The organism is Blastopirellula sp. SH421, assembly GCF_057808535.1.
Genome location: NZ_CM173712.1, coordinates 5976376 through 5997940 on the forward strand (window position 1 = coordinate 5976376; position 21565 = coordinate 5997940).

General features: G+C 56.5%; 12 protein-coding genes. 9 read left to right on the plus strand and 3 right to left on the minus strand.

What is annotated here, in order from left to right:
- Nucleotides 1–110: 110 nt before the first annotated feature.
- Nucleotides 111–1148 (minus strand): DUF1559 family PulG-like putative transporter, encoded by a 1038-nt coding sequence (locus tag SH421x_RS24280; protein ID WP_488852602.1) that lies wholly within the window; start codon nucleotides 1146–1148, stop codon nucleotides 111–113.
- Nucleotides 1149–1753: 605 nt separating this feature from the next.
- On the opposite strand from SH421x_RS24280, the gene SH421x_RS24285 reads away from it, so the two are divergent.
- The 7 genes from SH421x_RS24285 (at nucleotide 1754) to SH421x_RS24315 (ending at nucleotide 12846) form a co-directional block, all read left to right on the plus strand.
- Nucleotides 1754–2356 carry an RNA polymerase sigma factor gene (locus SH421x_RS24285; RefSeq protein ID WP_488852603.1) on the plus strand — a complete coding sequence of 201 codons (603 nt, stop codon included), beginning with the start codon at nucleotides 1754–1756 and terminating at the stop codon, nucleotides 2354–2356.
- Nucleotides 2353–3807: a serine/threonine-protein kinase gene (locus SH421x_RS24290; RefSeq protein ID WP_488852604.1), complete on the plus strand. Its 1455-nt coding sequence runs from the start codon at nucleotides 2353–2355 to the stop codon at nucleotides 3805–3807. The genes SH421x_RS24285 and SH421x_RS24290 overlap by 4 nt, the downstream gene beginning before the upstream one ends.
- The gene (locus SH421x_RS24295) at nucleotides 3794–9427 is read left to right on the plus strand and encodes a hypothetical protein (RefSeq protein ID WP_488852605.1); all 5634 of its coding nucleotides are present in this window, start codon (nucleotides 3794–3796) and stop codon (nucleotides 9425–9427) included. The genes SH421x_RS24290 and SH421x_RS24295 overlap by 14 nt, the downstream gene beginning before the upstream one ends.
- A 412-nt stretch (nucleotides 9428–9839) precedes the next feature.
- The gene (rpe, locus tag SH421x_RS24300; protein WP_488852606.1) at nucleotides 9840–10535 is read left to right on the plus strand and encodes a ribulose-phosphate 3-epimerase; all 696 of its coding nucleotides are present in this window, start codon (nucleotides 9840–9842) and stop codon (nucleotides 10533–10535) included.
- Between the two features lie 13 nt (nucleotides 10536–10548).
- Nucleotides 10549–11133: a histidine phosphatase family protein gene (locus tag SH421x_RS24305; RefSeq protein ID WP_488852607.1), complete on the plus strand. Its 585-nt coding sequence runs from the start codon at nucleotides 10549–10551 to the stop codon at nucleotides 11131–11133.
- A 55-nt stretch (nucleotides 11134–11188) separates the two neighbouring features.
- The gene (gene accD / locus SH421x_RS24310) at nucleotides 11189–12049 is read left to right on the plus strand and encodes an acetyl-CoA carboxylase, carboxyltransferase subunit beta (protein WP_488852608.1); all 861 of its coding nucleotides are present in this window, start codon (nucleotides 11189–11191) and stop codon (nucleotides 12047–12049) included.
- A 65-nt stretch (nucleotides 12050–12114) separates the two neighbouring features.
- Nucleotides 12115–12846, plus strand: coding sequence for a hypothetical protein (locus SH421x_RS24315; protein WP_488852609.1), 732 nt, complete (start codon nucleotides 12115–12117; stop codon nucleotides 12844–12846).
- 61 nt (nucleotides 12847–12907) lie between these two features.
- Here SH421x_RS24315 and SH421x_RS24320 read toward each other — a convergent pair whose 3' ends face one another.
- Together SH421x_RS24320 and SH421x_RS24325 are read right to left on the minus strand one after the other, a co-directional pair.
- On the minus strand, nucleotides 12908–16333 hold the full coding sequence (locus SH421x_RS24320; protein WP_488852610.1) for a PVC-type heme-binding CxxCH protein: 3426 nt from the start codon (nucleotides 16331–16333) through the stop codon (nucleotides 12908–12910).
- A gap of 65 nt (nucleotides 16334–16398) precedes the next feature.
- Complete coding sequence (locus SH421x_RS24325) at nucleotides 16399–17601, minus strand: SGNH/GDSL hydrolase family protein (protein WP_488852611.1); 1203 nt, start codon at nucleotides 17599–17601, stop codon at nucleotides 16399–16401.
- A 199-nt stretch (nucleotides 17602–17800) separates the two neighbouring features.
- Between SH421x_RS24325 and SH421x_RS24330 the strand changes: the two genes are divergently transcribed.
- Together SH421x_RS24330 and SH421x_RS24335 are read left to right on the plus strand one after the other, a co-directional pair.
- On the plus strand, nucleotides 17801–19033 hold the full coding sequence (locus SH421x_RS24330; protein ID WP_488852612.1) for an LL-diaminopimelate aminotransferase: 1233 nt from the start codon (nucleotides 17801–17803) through the stop codon (nucleotides 19031–19033).
- A 278-nt stretch (nucleotides 19034–19311) separates the two neighbouring features.
- Nucleotides 19312–21420 (plus strand): glycoside hydrolase family 32 protein, encoded by a 2109-nt coding sequence (locus SH421x_RS24335; protein WP_488852614.1) that lies wholly within the window; start codon nucleotides 19312–19314, stop codon nucleotides 21418–21420.
- The last annotated feature ends 145 nt before the right edge of the window (nucleotides 21421–21565 follow it).

A 21565-nucleotide genomic window follows, 5' to 3' on the forward strand; every position in this document is an offset into this window, starting at 1 on the left:
GAATTTAAGATGCGGGCAAAAGCAAGCCGGCCAAAGAGATTGCGCCGCGCGCACAATACGCGCGGCGTCGTGATCGGTTCAGCACAGCTCGAGTCCAAATATGTCGTGATTTAAGGAATCGATGCGACGTTGCCATCATTCACGTTGCCTAGCGCCGACAGAATAAATGTCGGACCATCGCCTGTCGGAAGCGTAATCGAGATCGAACGCACCGATCCATCACCGAGCACAAAATTGCAGACCCCTGGGTGATTGCTGCCCCACTGCGCACCGGCTTCGGTGAAGGCCACAAGTTCGGCAGAATTGCGAGCAAACCCCGCATTGAACGATCGAGCCGTCGGAATGGTCCCCCAGTCGCCGGACGAAATAATCGAGCAATCAGCTTGCTCTGCTCGCGATTCGGCTGCGCTGCCGGGACTCGCCGAGCAAAGATGGATATCATCTTTTTGGATATGCTTTTCGCCCACCAAAATTTGATTGCTAGTGCCATCAGACATCCAGGCAAACGTATCACGAGGACGCCAATTCCCCGCATTTCCCCCTGTCCACTTGGCAGCTCGAAACGGACCGCGTTGATTTGGTACGCCGGTCGCCTCGTAGTTGGTCACCCATTGCGACCAGTGCCGATTTAGCAAACCTTGCACAATGGCATAATCGCCGCGCGGGCCATGAATGCTTCCTTGCGTCGTATTCGGTCCATTGGGCATCACATCAGCACTGCCGCGTCGAGAAGGACACAAAAACTCAGAGAAGTTTAATGACTCTTGTTGCGCGGCCGTAAGCGTGTTCCAAAAACCATTATTGGTCACGACATTCGCCAGATTGTTGGTCTTGGACGAAATCAAATCGTAAGCATTCGTTTGCTCCATATAGGGCAAAATCAAAATGAAAAACGACGCCCGTGGCTGATGACCTCCGTTGGCGAGCTCATAACCAATCGTCGCCGGCGGAAGTCCGTTGTGCGTATCGGCAAAGTTGTGAACGGCCAAACCGACCTGCTTCAGACGATTGGTGCATTGCATCCGGCGGGCCGCTTCGCGAGCCTGCTGAACGGCTGGCAACAGCAACGCGATCAAGACGCCAATAATCGCAATAACGACCAATAACTCGACCAGTGTAAAGCCGCGACGATTTAAATATTGACGCATAATAAACTCCGAGCAATTGAGACCTGGATGAGTAAATCGCAGTTTTAGCGGCCGGGTGTAGCCCAAATTAAATCAATGAAAGAAGAAAAACCTCGGCGCCATAGAAGCCATAGAATGGTAATTGTACCGTTATGTTTGCTATTCAGCTATTTGTTTGCATGCAAAACACATTGGTTTGCGCAGAAGATTCTCGACCCTGCGCAAACAGCCACTCCCTCGCTCTCTCACGCTTTCTTTGCAACTCCTAGAACTTGGTAGTTGCCGACTAGTCTGCCAATCGACATCGGGATCAAAGCCCGCCGAGTTGGTCAAACCGCCAAGCAAGAAAGCCGCGGCGCAATCTGGCTACCAAACAGGTAGAAGACGACCGCCGGATAAATCTTGGGCGAGAAGCTCTTACGATCTTTTTAGACATTAGGATTTAGACATTCGTCATTAGAAAAAGCGGCTGTTTTCCCTCGGCTCGCACCTCGGGCTCTTAAGACCATTCCCCGTTTCCAAAAATCTTTTCCCAAAACCGAAAGGTTTTCGCCGCTCGTGTGTCTTACCATAGAAGGGTTATCGCCTGACCCGTTTTTTTGGACACGCATGAAGCGACCTAAACCTTGCCACCTCTTCCAGATACGCGCGAAACGCTGATCCGCCGGTTACCGGATGCGGCTGACGTGGAAGCGTGGGACGCATTTGTCGAGATTTATGAGCCGCTATTGTTTCGGCTTGCTCGCAGCAAAGGCTTTCAGCAGGCCGATGCCGAGGATTTCGTTCAAGAGGTACTAGCCAGCGTCGCCAAAGCGGTCGGCCGCTGGGTCGACAACGAGAGCCGCGGCCCCTTTCAGGCCTGGCTGTTTCGGATCGCTCAGAACTTGGCGATCAACTTTCTGACCCGGCCCCAACATCAGCGGCTTGGCTCTGGAGACAGCCAGATCGCCGGGCTACTCGCCCAGCATCCTGATCCCAATGGTCAATCGACGCAGATCTTTTCGCTCGAATATCGCCGCGAACTTTTTCGCTGGGCGGCCGAGCAAGTTCGCCTTCAGGTGAGCCCGCAACAGTGGCAACTATTTTGGAAAACCAGCATCGAAGCGCAACCGATCGCCCAGGTCGCGGCGGAGCAGGGAGTCAGCGTCGGCGTCGTCTATATTGCCCGCAGCCGGATCACCAAACAGATCCGCGAAAAAATACAAACCCTTGAGGAGCAAGCTCGATGACGATCCGCTCTTCCCAGCCGTGCTCCGACCAACCGCTACGCGTGCTGCTTGAAGGAGACGAAACCTCGGCCGATTTTCAACAAGCGGCCGCCCATATCGACAGCTGCGCCGCGTGCCAGCAGCGTCTGACTCAGCTCTCTGGCGATCAACCCTTTTGGCAAACGCAGCGTGAACTGCTAACCCCGGTCGCTGATGACGAGCCAGCGTCCGGCCAGTTCTATCGGTATCGCTCGACCGAAACGCTTGTCGCCCAGCGTCGTAGCGTCGACGAGACCATGGTCCGTGGCCTGCTTGCGGCGCCGTCCCATCCCGAGCTGCTCGGTCGACTCGGTCGCTACGAAGTCGAGCGCATCATCGGCGTCGGCGGCATGGGGATCGTGCTCAAGGGATTAGATACCGAGCTCAACCGTCCTGTCGCAATCAAGCTGCTTGCGCCTCATCTTTCGCGGATCGGCGCCGCGCGACAGCGATTTGCCCGCGAAGCCCGCGCTGCCGCCGCCGTTGTGCATGAGCATGTCGTCTCGATTCACAACGTCGAATCAAATCATGAAAACCCTTTTCTGGTAATGCAGTTCATCCCCGGCGAATCGCTGCAAGCGCGCGTCGATCACGCCGGGCCGCTCGCCGTGTCCGAGATCCTGCGGATCGGCGTGCAAGCCGCCTCGGGACTCGCAGCCGCTCACGCCCAAGGCCTGGTCCATCGCGACGTGAAACCGGCCAACATCTTGCTAGAGAACGATGTCGACCGGGCCTACCTAACCGATTTTGGTTTGGCCCGCGCGTCGGATGACGCCAGCTTGACCTATACAGGCGTCGTATCCGGCACGCCGCACTATATGTCTCCCGAGCAAGCCGATGGGCGAGCACTCGACCATCGCTCTGACCTCTTCAGCCTCGGCTCGGTCCTCTATTTCATGGCGACCGGTCATCCTCCGTTTCGGGCCGAACGCCCGATGGCGGTGCTCAAACGAACCTGTCACGACCCGCATCGCCCAGCATGGGAGTCGAACGCCGAGATCCCGGACGAACTGTCGGACATCATCGATCGGCTGCTAGAAAAACAACCCGATCGTCGTTTCGCCAGCGCGCTGGAACTGCAAAAGAAACTAGAACGCGTACTGTCCGATTTTCAACAAGGCAAGCTGCGTCTGTCGCGCCGCGGCAAGCCCCATCGCACTTGGTGGATCGCCGCAATCGGGCTGTGCGAAATGGCGTTGGTGGTAGGTGGAGTCTATCTCTGGATGACTCCTGCTCCCAAACAAGAAACGCCGACACCGATCACACGACCAGCGGCCAACGACTCTAGCATCGAATCGATCCAGGCTCGCCTGCAATCGCTAGAAGGCCCCCAGCAAGCCGATTTCGATCGCTTGCAGCACGAATTGCTCACATTGGAAGTGACCCCATTCCCCGAAGCTGATTTGAAGGAACGCAGTGATGCTCAAAAGTAAATTGACTGCATATTTGGCGACGGCGCTGCTGGCGGTTTCGTTGGTGGGCGTTGGGGTAGTGCGCTACGCGTGGGGAGAGGAAGAAGCGGCGACAGACGGCGAGTTGGAAAGGCCAGAAGGGAAACCGACCTATGCAACAATTCGTGTTCCGCTAGAAACCAGCCACTACGGCCAGGGAGGGAGCGCAGAAAAGTACGAAGACCGCCTCCTCCAGTTGGAGATGCAGCTCAATGGCGGTGCGGGGAGTTTTGGTTTTCCGTATCCGGTCCGCATCAAGAGTTGGGAACCAGCCGCCGCTGATTCCAAATTTCAGTTTGTCGAAATGGAAATTATCGACGACACGGGCAAAGCGGCGAGAAACGTGCTAGGACACCAACAATATATCGATGACGTACATGCGGCTCAGATCAAAGTGCGTCTCCGCGAAGCTCCCCTATTCAGCCGCTATGAACAGCGCTACGTCCAGGCTCCATTGGACGCGAAAGCGTATCCCGGCGCGTTGCTGGCGCACAACTGGGGAAATTCCGGACTGACACTGGTCGCCGTTCCCACGGAGGCGACGCAAGAAGCGAACGTCGAGCAAACGATTCCCGCCCAATTCATGATTCGTGAATGGACGACGCAGGCGCCCGAGAACGGCGTCCATCTAGTTAAACTGAGAATCTGGCCAGCCGACCTCGACCGCGACAAGGTTCAGCCTCAGATCGATGATCTGCTGGCGAAAAACTTTCGGTTTGAACTGAAAGGGTTGGTTCCATTGGGCGCACCGGCGACGAGCAGCCGCACGATTGATGAACGCTACTTCGAGCTCAGATACGGACTTACGCCATCTACGGCTTTTGCACCCAAGATGACGCTCCGCATTCCGTTGGCGGCAGATACGTACCCGCTTGCCAAACTAACGCTGAAAATTGGAGAGCGAGTTTCCTTCACCTATGTTCCGGTGGGATTCAATACCGAAGCTGTTTCCCTTTATCAACCGCTTGTCGATAACGCCAGAATAACTCGGATCGTTGGCGAAATGATCGATCGCAGTGGCGAGAAATTTCATGTTACCGAAGTGGAAGTTGACCGTATCGGAGGGGTGTGGAAACCGGGGGAGTTTAATCAGAAAGTAGTCGATGATCTCACGGCGAAAAGATTCCAATTCAGGGTGCGAGAACCGGTAGCTGAAGCGATTGGATGGCTGCCTGACCAACAAGGCGAGAAAACATTGCGCGTCCTTGTCGATTTTATTCCGGGTCCGCCGCCGTACCCCAAGTGCAATCTAAGAGCACATGGAAAATTCCCTTCTACTTTCAACATTGCAATCGATTGCACAACGCTTAAGGTTGAGCCGCAACCGGAGTCGGTCTCTAGCTTCGTTACTCTATCGATTCCTTATGGTCCTGACTCGCCGCTGTTGGCTGACCGCATCAACCAAAAAGTGATCGATCAGTCGCTTGAAGCCGGCATTCATTTCGTGTTGACGGTATCGACGCCAAAGGAAATTGATCCAAATATTTTGCCCGAGAGTACCGAAGTATCGGCAACTGAAGATGCAGCATCAGCCCATCCCATAGGCGCGACGATCAAACTTCCTGCGGATACCAGGATCGAGCGTGAAACGAAGAATGACGACCGGCAGGGAAGCGAATTTTTCCGGTTGTACACCGCGATTCCATACGGCATTAGCGATTTCAACTTTCCCTACCTGCTCCGCATCAAAACTGAACCCGCCACCGACGAGCAGGTCATTGAAGTAGAAATCGTGGACAACACAGGGGAAGCCGCGAAAAATGTCCAGGGGCTCCAACAATTTATTGATGATCTGCAGAACGCTCAGATTCGGCTCAGGTTGCAGTCCGTCACAAATCAGCCGAACTTGCAGTCCGTTACAAAGCAGCCGAAGTTGCCGACTGTCTCTGTACCACTCGAAGTCAGCGTGTTTCCCGCCGACCTGTTAGCACACAACCTGGGGAACACGCGCCTAATGCTAGTCGCCGAAGCCACAGAGACAACGAAAGAAGGATTCACCGAGAAAACGATCGGCGGCTACTTCATGATCTGCAATTGGAGAATCCAGTCGCCAGGAAATACCAGCCAATTGGTGCAGCTGAGAAATATATCAGTTGCCAACGAAATGCTTCAGCCGCAAATCGATGATCTTCTGGCGAAGAACTTTCGCTTTGTGCTGAAGGGACTCACACCCTTGGGCGAACCCGTTGATATTAGCTGGGAAGCGGATACGACAGTCGCGGCGACTGATGAGCCGAAGGAAGATCAACCGGCGACCGCGGCAGCCATGCCTGAGAATACAAGTGAAGAAATCACCGCTCAGCCCGCTGGTGCGGAGACAAAGACTTTGACGCTGCTCGTCAATGCGCAGTCTCACCCGGTCGAAATGTTTCTAGACGTCCCATCGTCCGAGCGTTTTTTCCTCTACACTCACAACCAATATGCTTCGTTTAGCTGGCGAGAACTAGCGCACGATTGCATCTTCCGCGGCGTGAAAGAGGCGAAACCAGACGGAACTTTCTTTTTGGCGGACGATCAAAAATGCGTGCAGGTCGTCGTGGATGTTCCCGCCAGCGCCGGCATTGATCAAACGCAGATCGACGCGATGCTGGCTGCCAAGCAGGGCTTTGCACTATCGACAAGGCGGATCACTCCCCATGGCTATCTGGATCCGTTGCCCAAGTATGGCGATTCCCCGCAGTACGCGCTGTGGCCGTACGCCGTCGTTAAGGTCCGGCTCGATCCGAAGCAGCACGACCAATTCACCCTGGAGCGTGCTCGCGATAGCAAACATGGCGACCTGCGTTTGTCGGTCGCAAGTTCCGGCCAACTGGTAGCTGAAATGTGCTTCTTGGAGTGGTTCGAAGGGATCATGCTGGATGGCGAACGCTATCTGGAGGCCAGACTGATCGTCCCCCAAGTGGGAGAGCAGAAGGGCGTCACTCAAAAACGGATTGACTCGATCAAGGGACCATTTGTGTTGAAGCCAATGGTTCCGACAACAACCGACTCTAACGTGCCAGCCCCAGCCAACACAGCGGCCACCATCCAAGTCCCCTTAGAAGCAAACTCCTATCCCAGCGATTGGCTGCTGCACAACAAGGGCAACCGCCGGCTTACGGTGATCGCCGAAGGGACCGGCATCACCAAAGAGTCGGTTGGCAATTTTTCGATCGGCGGCTACTTCACGATTCGCAGCACGACCCCTGAATCGCCCGGCGGGGGAATCAATGTGGTTCGCCTAGAATCGATTCCAGGATCCGCTCCAGGCTATAACAATGGACCGACGAATTTCGACAGCACAAAACTTCAGAAAAAAATCGAAGAGCTGCGTGCCAAGAAATTTCGCTTCCTGTTGCAAGGCTTGGTTCCGCTGGGTGAACCTGTGACTGCCGCAATGGCTGCACATCGCCCGGCGAATGTTGTCGATGCCGCTCCAGCCGAAGTGACCGCAAAGGACAACGCTGCAACCAGAACACTGACCCTCTACGTCGACCCATCGATGAACGGACTGAAAGATCCGTTCGAGCCGTCAGCGCAGCGATTTCATCTGATCGGCCCTCTGATGACAGCGGCAGGCCCGAAACGGATCGAAATTGCCAGCGATTGCTTGGTACGAAGTGTAAAAAAGGTCTTGCGTCCTCGACAGAGTCCGCTCGACATCCAAGCGGCGCTGGAAGTGGTAGTCGAGATGCCGGTGACGCCGGAGAACAACTGGTTCACGCAGGCGACCATCGACGGGACTGCCCGTGATCATGCGATGGATTTGTTTGAACTGTGGACCACGCCGATCGCGAAGGCGCCGCGTCGCGGTCCGACGACGATGGTGAACGCCGGCTCGATGGGCAATCGGCTGCTCGCTTTTCTCGATTGCGATCGTTATCCCCTCTCGTTTCTCTACACGAATCTCCTCGCGCAGCGATTCTCGCTGGTCGCGACGAAACATGAAGAAGGCAAGCCGGACGATAGTTTCACGGTCGCCCAGCAGTGTGAGTTTTGCTACGCCTCTACGTTGTCGACCAGCCCTCGTGAGACTCGGACGCTGATATCATTTCGAGCGCCGTTAGACGCGCCTGATTCCAACATCGCCAGGCTCCTGCGAGGGAAGATCGAAACGCTGAGGCATCTTGGATATCAGTTTTCGCTGGAAGGTAACTTTCAGACGAAACGAGACGAAATAGGGAAGCGGGCGACCGTCGAAGTGTGGTTGGATCCCAAAGGAGCTTCGGACGAAGTATTGGAGGCGAATATCGGCAATCAAGCGATTGGGCTGTTAATGGCCACCAAGACGTTGAATCACACCTCAGTGGAACCAACAATAGAGGTTGGCCATTACTTGGCCAATAACTGCCGTTTAATCGAGGTGAAAGTAGTCGGTTCGCCACATCCGACAGAACCAAAAGCATTCACTGCTCACCGTGTTGCTGTACTGGAGGTGAACGCCGACCGCGCGATGCCCGGCCCTGCCCCGATCACGCAAGAGTACATCGACAAGCAGCAAGAATCGGGCGCCCGCTTTCGCTTGGAAGGACTAATCGATCCCAAAAATCCGCCGTTTTTCGATCCTGCGTCGCCGCCGATTGTCGCTGCTGCTGCGTCGTCTAAGGATCCCACTTTCTACGCGATCATCCAAGTCCCGACCGATCCGATCGATATCAAAGATTTCGTGCCCAAAGGGGATAACAGCGAGCGCTATGTCATCAAAATCGACAACGACCAGAACGCCTTCCTACCGCTGGCCCTTGATTGCGTGATTGTGCCCAAAGAAAGTGACGATTCGCCGATCACTTGGGCGATCCCCCAAGACGCCGCGCATCCGGTCAACCGCAAGATTAGTCAACAACTGGTCGATAGCCTGATCAAGCAAAGGGTCAAATTCCGGGCCGAGATTATCGAGACGACTGAGCAAGCGCCGCAAACAACTAACGGTCTCGGCATGGGGTCGGTTCCGCCGCGAGTGGACATTCCTAGGGGGCAGCTTGGTACTCAAGAAATCTACTTCTCTCCTAGAACAGTTCCAGCAATGGCGAGCCCTAATTCTTTGACGCCGACACCTAGTGAGCCATTGGTGTGGTGGAGGGATGAACCTCGAGATGCCGCCCCGCAACCCAACAGCGGCAACTTCTCAATTCCGGCGCGTGCGACTACTGAGTATTACGCCCCCGAAGAAAACCGAATGCCCTCCCCCGAAACGCCGCCTCAGATCCCGGCGACGTATGCAGTCCCGGCTTCGCCATCTCCTGCCTACCTTCCGGCTCCACCGCAAGCATCGGTAGCTGGTCAACCGTGGTACGCCCCGGCAGGTACAGCCTATTCTAATCCACCGATCCAGGCCCAGCCGTCGCAGATGTATCAGAAGATCCAACGCGAGTTCACAATGCTGCAGAACGCCAAAACCGACGACGAAAAAAACAAGGCTCGCGAAGACTTGAAAAAAGTGCTGGCCGACATCTTTACCACCGATATGAAGCAGCGCGACAAGCAAGCGAAAGAGATCGAGTCGCGGGTCAAAAAGCTGCGTGATCAGTATGATGCGCGTGAAAAAGCCAAGGAAGAGATCATTGACCTGCAACTGCAGCTGCTAGAGAAACAGGCCCAGGGGCTAGAGTTTCCATCGCGCTAGATTGAAAAAAATCCCCGTCGTCAACGCCGGTTTCTGATAGAAGCCGGCGTCGTCGTTTCTTGAGCCGGAGAGGAATCGTGGCTGTGATCCCGTAGGGCCACGAGGGAAACTAACGGCGCATTGTTTCGCCCAGACCCCCAAATGGGCCAAGATTCGGGATAATTTGCGAGTTTTAACCTCTTGCGCCGCTGCGGGTTACGACATTGGCTCACGTTGGGTGCTGACTCTGTCTGTAGCCGTTGATACAATTGCGCAGACTGGAAATGTCCCAAGTAGCGTAGGCTTTCAATTCCCGCGGCCCTTTGGCCGACACCTTACATCTTTACGAGCGTCCCAGGCCTACGCACCGGTTTCGTCACCTTCGGCGAATGAAGATTACAAACATCATCCTGACGCACTAGCCTCGAACTCCATGTCACGTCGCGATCACCTCGCTCAGCTTCGTGAAGCTGCGCCTGTTATTCTCCCCTCGCTCTTGTTGTGCGACTTCGCCAACTTAGAGCGTGAGGTCGAGCGTTTGCTAGCGGCCGGTGTGAAAGCACTGCATCTAGATGTGATGGACGGCATATTTGTCCCAAACATTACCTACGGGATGCCGATTGTCGAAGCGTTTCGAAAATTGACCGATCTGCCGCTCGACGTTCATTTGATGATCCAGAAGCCGCATGACTACATCCGACAATTCCATGAGGCCGGCGCCGACGTGATGACCATTCACGCCGAAGCTGTTGATGACGTCGCTAGCATCTTGCGTGAGATCAAATCGCTGGGCGCCGGCGCTGGAGTTGCGATTAACCCTGAGACTCCGGTCGAGGTGATTGCGGCTGCACTGCCCGAAGCGGACGTCGCTTTGATGATGAGCGTCAACGCCGGCTTTGGCGGACAAAAATTTAACCCAGTCGCCCTCGACAAAATCCGAGAAGTACGCCGGTTAGCGCCGGACATATTGATTGAGATTGATGGCGGCGTCAATTTGGATACTATTGGGCGCTGCACGGAAGCAGGCGCAGATTTGTTAGTAGTGGGGTCGGCCATTTTTGGCAAACCCGATTACGCCCCGGCAGTCCGCGACCTGAATCTGGCCGCGACCGCCTCTAGAACTGCATAGGTGTAGCTTTTATATGTTGCGCGTAGCGCTCATTCGTCCCGGCTGTACCGATTACGACCTTCAAGGCCGAATCCGTGGCACGTTAAACGTGCCGCTGAGCGACCGCGGGGTCGAACAGGTCCAACATTCGGCGCACGAGATGGCCGATCTTTCGATCGATGTCGTCTATTGCGGCCCTTGCCAGCCGGCACAGCAAACGGCGGAGATTATCGCCAAGATCCACATGGCCAAAGTCAAGCGAATCGATAAGTTTCGCAACTTGGACGCCGGTCTCTGGCAAGGCAAATTGATCACTGAGGTCAAACAAAACCAACCCAAGGTTTACCGTCAGTGGCAAGAAAATCCCGATAGCATTTGCCCCCCTCAGGGAGAGATGCTAGCGGACGCACGCACCCGCGTACGAAGTGCGCTCGACAAGATTTGCAAAAAATACCAAAACTCTACCAAGGTCGCGGCCATTGTGACGCCAGAGCCGATCGCTTCGGTGATTCGCTGCGAATTGCTGCATCACGTGATCGGCGACCTTTGGAAAGCCGAAGAAGGTAACTGCGGCGGTTGGGAATTGATCGAAATCTCCCCGCAACCTGCTCTTCGTTAGATTAAGATAGAACGAATCGCCCCAGACGGTGGGTTCAAAGCCAGAAGGAAATCGCATGTCATCGACTACGCCTGAGTTCGCTGCCGCAGCGGCTACCGCCGAAGGGGTCAAACGAGCCAAACGCGGAGTGCCTGAAGGACTGTGGCAGCGCTGTCCCGGTTGCCAGGCGGTGATCTTCCGTAAACAAGCGGAAGAGCTGCTGTCTGTCTGTCCCGAATGCGAACATCACTGGTACGTCTCGGCCACCGATCGGATTGAGCAAGTTCTCGACAGCGGCACCTTCGAAGAGTGGGACGGCGAGCTGATGCCGACCGACCCGCTACAATTTGCCGACCAAAAAAAGTACGCCGATCGCTTGGTCGCCGAACAAAAACGAACCGGCCTGCGTGACGCCGCACTAACCGGTTGCGGCATGATTCGCGCTCGACGCGTCGCGATCGGCGTGACGGACTCTGCATTTATCATGGGAAGCATGGGCTCGGTCGTCGGCGAACGCTTGGCCCGGCTGATCGAACGCGCCGCCGACCAAAACCTGCCGCTGATCGTGATCAGCGGCTCAGGCGGTGGAGCTCGAATGCACGAGGGGATTCTCTCGCTGATGCAGATGGCCAAAGTAACCGCGGCGTTGGCCCGCTATCACGAGATGGGTGGCCTGTTCATCTCGGTCCTGACCAATCCCACGATGGGCGGAGTCGCGGCCAGCTTTGCATCGCTGGGCGACTTGATCTTCGCCGAACCCAAAGCGCTGATCGGCTTCGCCGGCCCGCGAACGATCAAAGCAACCATCCGCATCGAACTGCCGGACGGATTCCAGACCAGCGAGTTTTTGCTGGAACATGGCTTCGTCGATCGCATCGTCTCACGTTCGCGATTAAAGAGCGAAATCGCCCGCGCGATTGACTACTGCGGCAAGTAGGCCGTAGGGTCCGCTGGGCGAACCGCAAGCGGTGAACAACAAGCATTGTCCGCCCAACCAACGCGATGATCGAAATCACCACGCGACCAATGAGCCCCGCCGAGCGTGAACTGTTAGAATCGCAGACGCGGGTGCGGATGATCGGTTACGTGTCGATCGTGCTGCTTAGTCTGTTTTTGGGCGGCGGGTTTCTTGCGGTGTTGTGTTTTCGTATTGGCCAGCGACTAGGGCCGCTCGAAGCACAGATTGGCGCCGGGATCGGCATCTGCATCGCGATCGGGCTGTCAGTCTTGGCGACGCTCGCGTATATGACCAGCCAGCGGCAACGCAGCGAACTGGCGCTCGCGGATCTGCAGCATAACTTGGTCGAAGAACTGCTGGTCGTCGAAGCCGCCTCGGTCGAGATCGGCATGGCGGCGATGGATGAGCCGGCGCTCGTATTTCAGGTGACAAACAATCAGCTGCTGCTGTTGCAAGGAGGCTGGCTCTTTGAGGGTGAGACTTACGATCCCGATGCGACGCAGAAACCAGAAGAGCCAGACCCCGATATTTTTAACGGCAGCCAAGCGCCCTACTCATTTCCAAGCACGCTCTTCACCGTGACCCGTTTTCCAATATCGCAGCAAGTCATCGGGATACGCGTCGCAGGGGAATACCAGGCGCCTGAAGTTCAAAACGTCAAATACGCCTCCAAGCATTGCGCCAAACTGCGGCAATGCGAAATCCTAGCCGGTACGCTGGAGACGCTAGAACAGTCACTAACTGCAGCCTATCAGGCCGCCGAGAACCAACCGTAGCATGCCGCCGATCAAGCGACGACGGCACGCCTGGATTACTTTCAGCTTTCCGCTTTTCTACCTACTTCCCACCGATCGGTTCGGCGCGGCCGGTCGAATCGGCTTCAATGACTTCGACTTTCAGTGGAGCGGTTCTGGCGTCACGGTCGATCTCGAGCGTGATCCGCTTTTCGCCGGCAGGCCAATCGAAGGTCATTTGCTTTTCGATCGGTTGCGGGCTTTCGCCGTCCCAAAGCTTGAGCCCGGTGACGTCGCCAAAGTCGAGCGTGATCTTACCTGCTTTGGCGACGTTCAGCGTGAAGCGAACGAACGACAGATGGGGGCTGATGCTATGCGGCTGCAGTTGCGGCAGCTCCTCTAGCGGCAACGCACCGCTCACTTGGCTATATCGCGAAGTCCAGGTCAACGCGGCGTCGTCAGTCGCTGCAGTGTCGCTGCTGGTGCGGTTTAAGCGGCTTTGCCCTTCGGGAGTCAGCTCTAGCGTTTCCCAGCGACGCACGATTGGCGCCGGACTAATCGCGTAAGGGCCTACCTTACCGAGCTGCGCGAGGAATGCGGCGAGATCGACGATCTCGTCAGTGGTGAGCGCATCGACGGCCCCTGCAGGCATTAACGACTGGCCATCCTTTTGCTCTTCGATGGCTTCCAGCGGGACGGCGATCTCTTTGTCTTCGGCATCACGCAGGAACAGCTCTTCCGCAGTGCGGCGAACCGGAATACCGCTAACAACGCGGCCATCATCCAACAGTAGGATTAGCGAGTTGTAGTTCTCCTTCAGCTTGGCGCTGGGACGCAGTAGCGACTCGACCACGTAGTCTGGCTGAGCACTGGCGCCGAGGCTAATCAAATTCGGGCCGACCAAACCACCGGCTGGGCCGATCGCGTGACACTTCAAGCAGCTTAGCTCGGTGCGGCGGAAGATCGCTTCGCCGTGAACCGGATCGCCGCCGGCAAGCGCCTTGGTGATGGTCGCCAGTTCTTCGTCGGTCCAGACTTTCGCTTCTCCTTGGCCAACGCCGCCCGACTTGCCGAGCGCGTTGATCAAGTCTTGCTCTGGCTGAGGGCTGGTGCGAACCGCGCGGATCGCCAACTTGGCGACGTCCGCGTTCAGCTTGGCGTCGTTGAGCGCGGCGGCGAGAGTTGCTTGACCCCCTTTACGCATCAGGTAAGGAGCAATCAAATTCGCGGCAGCCGGGCCTTTGGCAGAGCCTAGTAGAGCCACGGTTCTTTTTGCGGCCTCGTTGGGCGCGACGCCAACCAACGCGGCGGTCGCTGCTTCACGCAGCGGAGCCTCTTGGGCCTTGTCGGCCAACGCGATCAAATCAGCTTTTGCTTTCAACTGAGCCAAGGCGTTAAGCGCGGCCGCTTGGATCGCCGGTACGTTGGTGGTCGCCAGGGCGGCCAATTCATCCCGCAGGTCGGCAACTTGCCATTCGCCGACCGCTTTGGCCGCGGCGATCGCGACGGCATCGTTATGCGCGTCAAGCAACTCGCCCACTTCGGTCAGATCTCCGGATGGTTTGACCTTGCGCTTTTCAAACGCTGAGGAAAGTGTGGTCAACAGCTCGGCGCGGCGCGCTGCGTCAGCGTTGGCGGTGTCATCCAAGACGATGTCAAGCAGCATCCGCAACTGATCCGGATTGCCGCGTTGGGCCGCCAAATCTAGCGTCTGTCGCCGAGCCGAGTCGGGAAGCATGGGCAGGTTGAGCAGTGATAACGCAGGGGCGACCACGTCGCCTGACTCCACCGCAGCAAATGCGTAAAGCCATTTCTCGGGGGACTTCTCAAGCGCGATCTCGCCTTTGACCGCCTTCGGAAGCCAAGCTGGCGAGAGCTCGTTGAGCGTGCTCCACAACGCAAAATCCAGGAACCGATCCATCGGCTGATCGAGCGCGAGCAGCGCGACTTCGGCCGCCGGCAGACTGTTTAGCCGCGACAAAGCGCACACTGCTTCCAAGCGAACCCGCGGGTGCTTGTCTGTAACCGCAACTTCCAGCAGCAACAACGGCTCGGCGATGCGATCCGACCATTGCGACAACACACGCACGGCCGCAGCCCGGATGTTGTGGTCATCGCAAACCAACAGTTCGGCGAGGAGACGTTCGTTGGGCAGGTTCAGGTTTTGGTAGATCCACAGAGCTTCTAGCTTCTTTTGCAGGTACAGCGGATCATTGCCATCGAGATTCGCTTCCCACGGTTCTAGCTCCGGCAGAACAACGGCTGCGCCCCGTGCTTTCAGCGTTAGCTTCGCCCACAGACGAACCCATTCTTCCTGGGCAGTTAGCAGCTCGAACAACTCGGGCTCTGAAGCGCCGAGAATCTCTTGGCGCTGCAGCGGAGTCATGTCTTTTCGCGTTACGCGCCAGATGCGGCCGTGCGTTTGATCGCGGCGATCGTCACGAAAATCGACTTCGCCATGCTGAATGATCGGGTTGTACCAGTCGGCGATGTAGATGGCGCCATCGGGCCCCATTTTGACGTCGACCGGACGAAATGCGACGTGGGAAGTTTTGATCAGCTCTTCACCCTGGCGGCTTGAGTAGCCTGAACCCTCTTCGTCCAAAATGAAACGGCAGACGCGATGGGCGCGAAAGTCGTTGGTGATGCAGTTGCCTTGCCAATCGTTCGGCAGCGCGCCGCCGCTGAGGATCTCTAGGCCGCAATGCTTGGGGCTGCCGGGGTTCAAACCGTTGACCAATCGCCGCGCGTTGGGAGACGACACAAAGACCGAATCCGGAAAGACGTAGTTGATCCCTTCCATGTAGGCGCCGTCGGTGGCGAAGTTGGCGCCATAGCGATTGAAGTGATGCCCCCAAGTGTTGACGAAGCCTTTACTGAGGACGTCCAGCTCCATCGTCTCGGGACGAAAACGCCAGATGCCGCCCCCGTCGAGCCGACGTACCCCGTACGGGGTTTCGACGTGGCTATGGATGTAGATCGATTGATTGAAGTACATGTTGCCATCGTGGCCCCACCGCAGCGTATGGAGGATGTGGTGGGTATCTTCGGTGCCAAAGCCCGAGAGAACCACCCGCTTTTGATCGGCTTTGCCGTCACCGTCGGTATCGCTCAGATGCAGCAGCTCTGTACTATTGGCGACGTACACGCCGCCATCCCCCGGCAGCACGCCGGTCGGGATCAACAGTCCATCGGCGAAGACGGTGTTGGTTTCGGCGACTCCATCGCCGTCTTTATCTTCCAGGACAATGATCTTGTCGTCGGCGACTTGGCCAGGTTCGATCTGCGGATAGATGCTGCTTGACGCGACCCACAGACGGCCCAATGCGTCAAAGTTCATTTGAATCGGCTTGGCGATTGCGGGGTCCGAAGCGTAGAGATTGACCTCAAAGCCATCGGCGATCAAAAACGTTTCCAGCTCTTTAGCCGGATCGGGATCGGGGATATCTTTCAAATCGCGCTGGGCGAAGACAGGAGCGGTCAGCAATAAGGCCGACAATAGCGTAAGTAGCGGGGCAATCGATTTCATAGGATTCGCGTCTTAAAACGACGTGGGCGGGTGTGTAGGAAAGGATGAGGCGAGCGCGAGCGTTACTATTGCGGCGTCAACTGAATGTCGAGCGACACCGGCTGACGCAGCTGCGCGATCTCGCGTTCTTTGGCCTCGATCAGCGGATCGAACTGGGGAATTTCGACCGCGTTGTTCCCCTGCTCATGCTTGCGGAAGAGAAAGAGATATGTTTCGTTCTGAGGACGGAAACGATGGAAAAACAGCTCGTTCTTGGCGACGATCACTTTACGGAGCTTCTCCGCCGCATCGGCCAGCTTCGGCACGTTGACGCCGATGCCCTTTTGCAATTGTTCACCAGAGACGGTTCCTAGTTGCTCTCCTCCGGCAGTCAATGCGAACGAACCTGATCGTTCGGTTTCGGTCTGCACCATCATATCCGCGGCGACGTCACTCACCTCGTCGTGGTAGCTGACGCTGTTTTTCGGCAACGGCGACGATGTGGTCAGCGGAACGCTGGTCGTCTGCGCCAGATCTTTCAGGCTGACGGCAGGCGTCGTCCCGCCCATTGCGGCGCTGACCGCTTGCGCCCCTTCCCAATAGCCATACTCGGTCAGGTGCACGCCGTTGCTGGTCAATGTTGCTTTGCCGGTGATGTGCGGTGTGAACTTTTCGCCCAGTTGGGCGGTCAGATCGATACAGCCATATTGATGTTCGTACGCGAGCTCTTTGATGATGTCACGGTACTTGGCCAGCATCGCGTTGTGCTGTTTTGGATTGGGCAACGGGCTCCCTAGATCTTCGATCGGAGGCGGCGAGATCAGCACGATCTTTTTGGTGTGACGCTCGACCGCTTGCAGCAAACGCGTGTAGCCAGCGCGAAACTTCTCAAGGCCCGCTTCGCCTTCAAATGCCGCGTTCGAGCCATAGCAAACGATCGCGGCAGTCGGTTTGACCAGATCGAGCGAATTGTTGAGATGGTTCCAACCTTCGTCGGCATTGCCAAACCGGGCCCGTGAGCGACCGTAGACATCGTCACCGCTCCAGCCGAGGTTCCGGAAAGTGATGTTGCGATCGGGATACTGGGCGGTGAGCGCCGTTTCGATATAGCCTTCGTGCTGCTCACGTTCGATGAAGGTATTGCCCAGCAAGACGACCCGTTCGCCGTCGACCAGGCCATCCTTCCAAAGTTCCAGCGATGTTAAATCTTCGGCCGCAGCCGAAGTTACGGTCGCCAGCAGCAGGACGCACCCGAAGGCAGCGCCGATAAGTTTGCGGAAGTAAGTCACAGACAGATCCTCGGTTTTGCGAGACGGGGGGGCAGAGCAAAAGGCAGGAAAGTGGAGATATTTTAGTTTAACTTGCGAAAACGCTGACCGCCATCAGCGAATTGCGAACCTGCGGGGAGGTTGTCGGATCTACGGCGGATGAGGTAGGTTATCGGTTACCTTTATCCAGCCCGTTTCCCCCTGTATTAACTGCAAAACGATGAGCGATCCGTACTTTCAGCAGCTGTTCGCCGACCGCATTGGCGGCGTCAACTATGGCAAAGGGACCGAGATTTACAAGTTCGAGAAGATCAAGCGGGCCAAGCGAAAAGCCCTCGCCGATCATCCCGAACGGAAGCTCATCGATTTTGGCATCGGCGAAAACGATGAAATGGCGCCGGAGTCGGTTCGCCAAGTGATGGCCGCCGAGATCAACAAGACCGAGAACCGCGGCTATGCTGACAACGGGATCGCCGAATTCAAAACGGCTGTCGCGCGGTTCATGCAGCGGATGTTTGGCGTCAAGTTGGACGCCACGACCGAGATCAACCACTGCATCGGGTCCAAGACCGCGCTGGCGATGATCCCGGCCTGCTTTATCAATCCCGGTGATGTGACGTTGATGACGGTACCCGGCTATCCGGTCGCGGGGACGCATACACGTTATTACGGCGGCGAAGTCTTCCGCTTGCCGCTACTGGCCGAGAATGACTTCTTGCCCGACTTCGCGGCGATTCCGGAGGATATCCTCCGCCGCACCAAGTTGCTGGTGCTGAACTATCCGAACAGCCCGACCGGCAAAGTAGCGACCCAAGAGTTCTACGCCCAAGTGGTCGAGTTCGCCAAAAAGAACAACATCGTCGTGATTCAAGACGCCGCGCATACCGTGCTGACTTACGAAGGTGAGCCGCTCAGCTTCTTGTCGGTTCCCGGCGCCAAAGATGTCGGCGTCGAGATCCACTCCCTTTCCAAAGGGTTCGACATGATCGGCTGGCGCATCGGCTGGGTCTGCGGCAACCCCTTGCTGGTGCAAGCCTTCTCGGACGTCAAAGACAACTGCGACTCGGGCCAGTTTATCGCCGTGCAAAAAGCGGCCGCCGCGGCGCTCGACGATGAGTCGATCCCCGGTCACACCAAAGCCAAGTACCATCGCCGCCTGACCAAGTTAGTCAGCATGCTAAAGCGCTGCGGCTTTGAATGCGAAATGCCCGGCGGCACCTACTTCCTGTACACCAAAAGCCCCAAGGGCCTGGTTGGCGGACAGTCGTTTGATTCGGCCGAAGCGGCGTCGCAATACCTAATCACCGAGCACTCGATCTGCACGGTACCCTGGGATGACGCCGGCGCCTTCCTCCGCTTCTCGGTCACCTACGTCGCCGCCGACGAAGCAGCCGAAGATGCGCTGATGGCCGAGACCGAATCGCGGTTGAAAGAGATTCAACTGCAGTTCTAACTAAGCTTGTTAGCGATAACCCAACAGAGAGCGGCCGAAACACAATCGGCCGCTCTTTTTTTGCGTCCAGAGAAACCTCAGATACTAGCTTGCGATGCGAGTGAGGGTAGGACTGGAACTTAGCTTTTGAATCGTTGGAGTTGGTGAGCGTTGTGCTAGACTTGTTTAAATCGCTCAGTGCGACGCCTCCTCTTTTTCTCACTTATTGCTTCGAGCCTCCCATGCGCCTCATTGCTTCGCTGTGCTTGTTTGTGTGCCTGCTTAACGCTTCAGGATCTGTGACTGCTGCTGATTTGAACCCCGATTTGTTAGTTGCTGATTTTGAAGCAGAGACCTACGGCGATTGGCGATCGACCGGCAATGCCTTTGGCGCGGGCCCAGCAGTTGGCACGCTGAATGGCCAAATGGACGTGACCGGCTTCACCGGCAAGCGGTTAGTGAATTCATTCAACGGCGGCGATGCGGCGACCGGTACTTTGACCTCCCCTAAATTTGCGATCGAACGCGATTACCTCAAATTTTTGATCGGCGGCGGAGGATATGCCGATCGGACTTGTCTGAAGTTGCTTGTCGACGGGACAGAAGTACGCCAAGCGGTCGGCCCCAATGTCGAACCCGGCGGCAGCGAGGCGCTCGCGCCGTTATCCTGGGATGTCCATGAATTTCGTGGGCGCGACGCCGTGTTGGTAATCGTGGACAACGCAACCGGCGGATGGGGGCATATCAGCGTGGATCAGATCGTCCAGTCTGACCAGGACCTCGAGATCCGCCCGCAGTCACGCGACTTCACGGTCGACCAAACCTATCTGCTGCTACCCATCCAAAACGGCGCCCCCAAAGTTGCCGTCGAATTAAAAGTTGCCGGCAAACCGGTGCGCCGCTATACGACTGAATTGGCCACCGATTCCGCTGCGGTGGATTGGTACGCCTATTTTACGATTGCTGACTACCACGGCCAAAATGCAACGATCGCAGCTTCCCGCGCCGACGAAGAGGCGTTTAAACTAATTCGCCAAGCGCCCAGCATCCCCGCCAGCTCGCAAAATTATGACGAAGCGTTGCGGCCGCAGTTTCATTTTTCGCAATTAGTCGGTTGGATCAACGATCCCAACGGCATGGTCTATCTGGACGGCCAATGGCATCTCTACTTTCAACACAATCCGGTCGGCATCGAGTGGGGAAACATGACCTGGGGCCATGCCGTTAGTAGCGATCTGGTTCACTGGCGCCAGCTGCCCAACGTGTTGTTCCCCGGCACGATGGCAAAGGGAGCCTGCTTCTCAGGCGGCGCCGTGATCGATCACCAAAACAGTTCTGGCTTCAAATCCGGCGACAGTGACGTGCTGGTCGCGTTCCTTACCGACACCGGCAGCGGCGAAGCAATCGCCTATAGCAACGACCAGGGGCGCACGTTCACCTGGTACGAACATAACCCTGTTGTTCGGCACCAAGGGCGCGACCCCAAGGTGATCTGGTACGCCTATGACCAGCACGTTACCCCACTGAATGAGACGGCAAAATCGCACGGAGGACATTGGGTGATGGTTGTTTATGATGAGTCAAAGGAGCTGGGCCAAAACACGTCGTTTTACACGTCCACCAACTTGAAAGACTGGAAGCGACAAAGCCACCTTCCCGGCTACTTTGAATGCCCCGAACTGTTTGAGCTAGCCATCGAAGACGCCGCGGACGAATCACGCTGGGTCACATTCGCCGCAGACGGCAAATATGTGCTCGGCAAATTTGACGGCCTGACTTTTACGCCGGATCAAACCGAGAAGCGTCAGCTGCACTATGGCAAGTTCTATGCCTCACAGACCTTTGATAATGCGCCGGATGGACGACGAATTCAGATTGCCTGGATGCAAGTCGCGATGCCAGGCATGCCGTTCAACCAAGCGTTTTCCTTTCCGCATGAGCTAAGCTTGCGTAACACTGCGGAAGGACTCCGAATGTTCGCCGCTCCGGTGCGAGAGATTGAAAAACTTTATCGCAAGCGACATCACGTGGCCGACGCTCCTCTGATCCCAGACGCACCGCAAGAAATTCCAGTCGCTGGGCAACTCTTGGATATCGAAGCGACATTTGAACTTGAAGCCGCCAAGGTCGTCGGGCTCGACATCGGCGGAAACTTGGTGACCTATGAGGTCGCGCAGCAAGCCTGGGAAGGCGCACCATCGGCGGCACAAGACGGGCGCGTCAAGGTCCGGATTTTGCTGGATCGATCTCAGCTAGAAGTCTGGGGCAATGATGGCGCGGTGACAATCAGCCAAGACCGCTTGGTCAAGGGAAACGTCGCCACGGTGAAGGCATTCGCAGAAGGAGGAGCGGCGAAGTTGGTAGATCTTTCAATCCGCGAACTGGAATCCGCCTGGCAACAACCGTAGCCAAGTAAAGGTTCCACCTCCCCCGAGGCCGTATAATCCCCCCTTTCTAGAGCAGTCCACCGTCAACAAAAACACCCCCCACCTTCGCCGACCACCGGCAAGAAGGTAAGCTGGGGGATTGCTGATCGGTCCGTTATCTACGCTG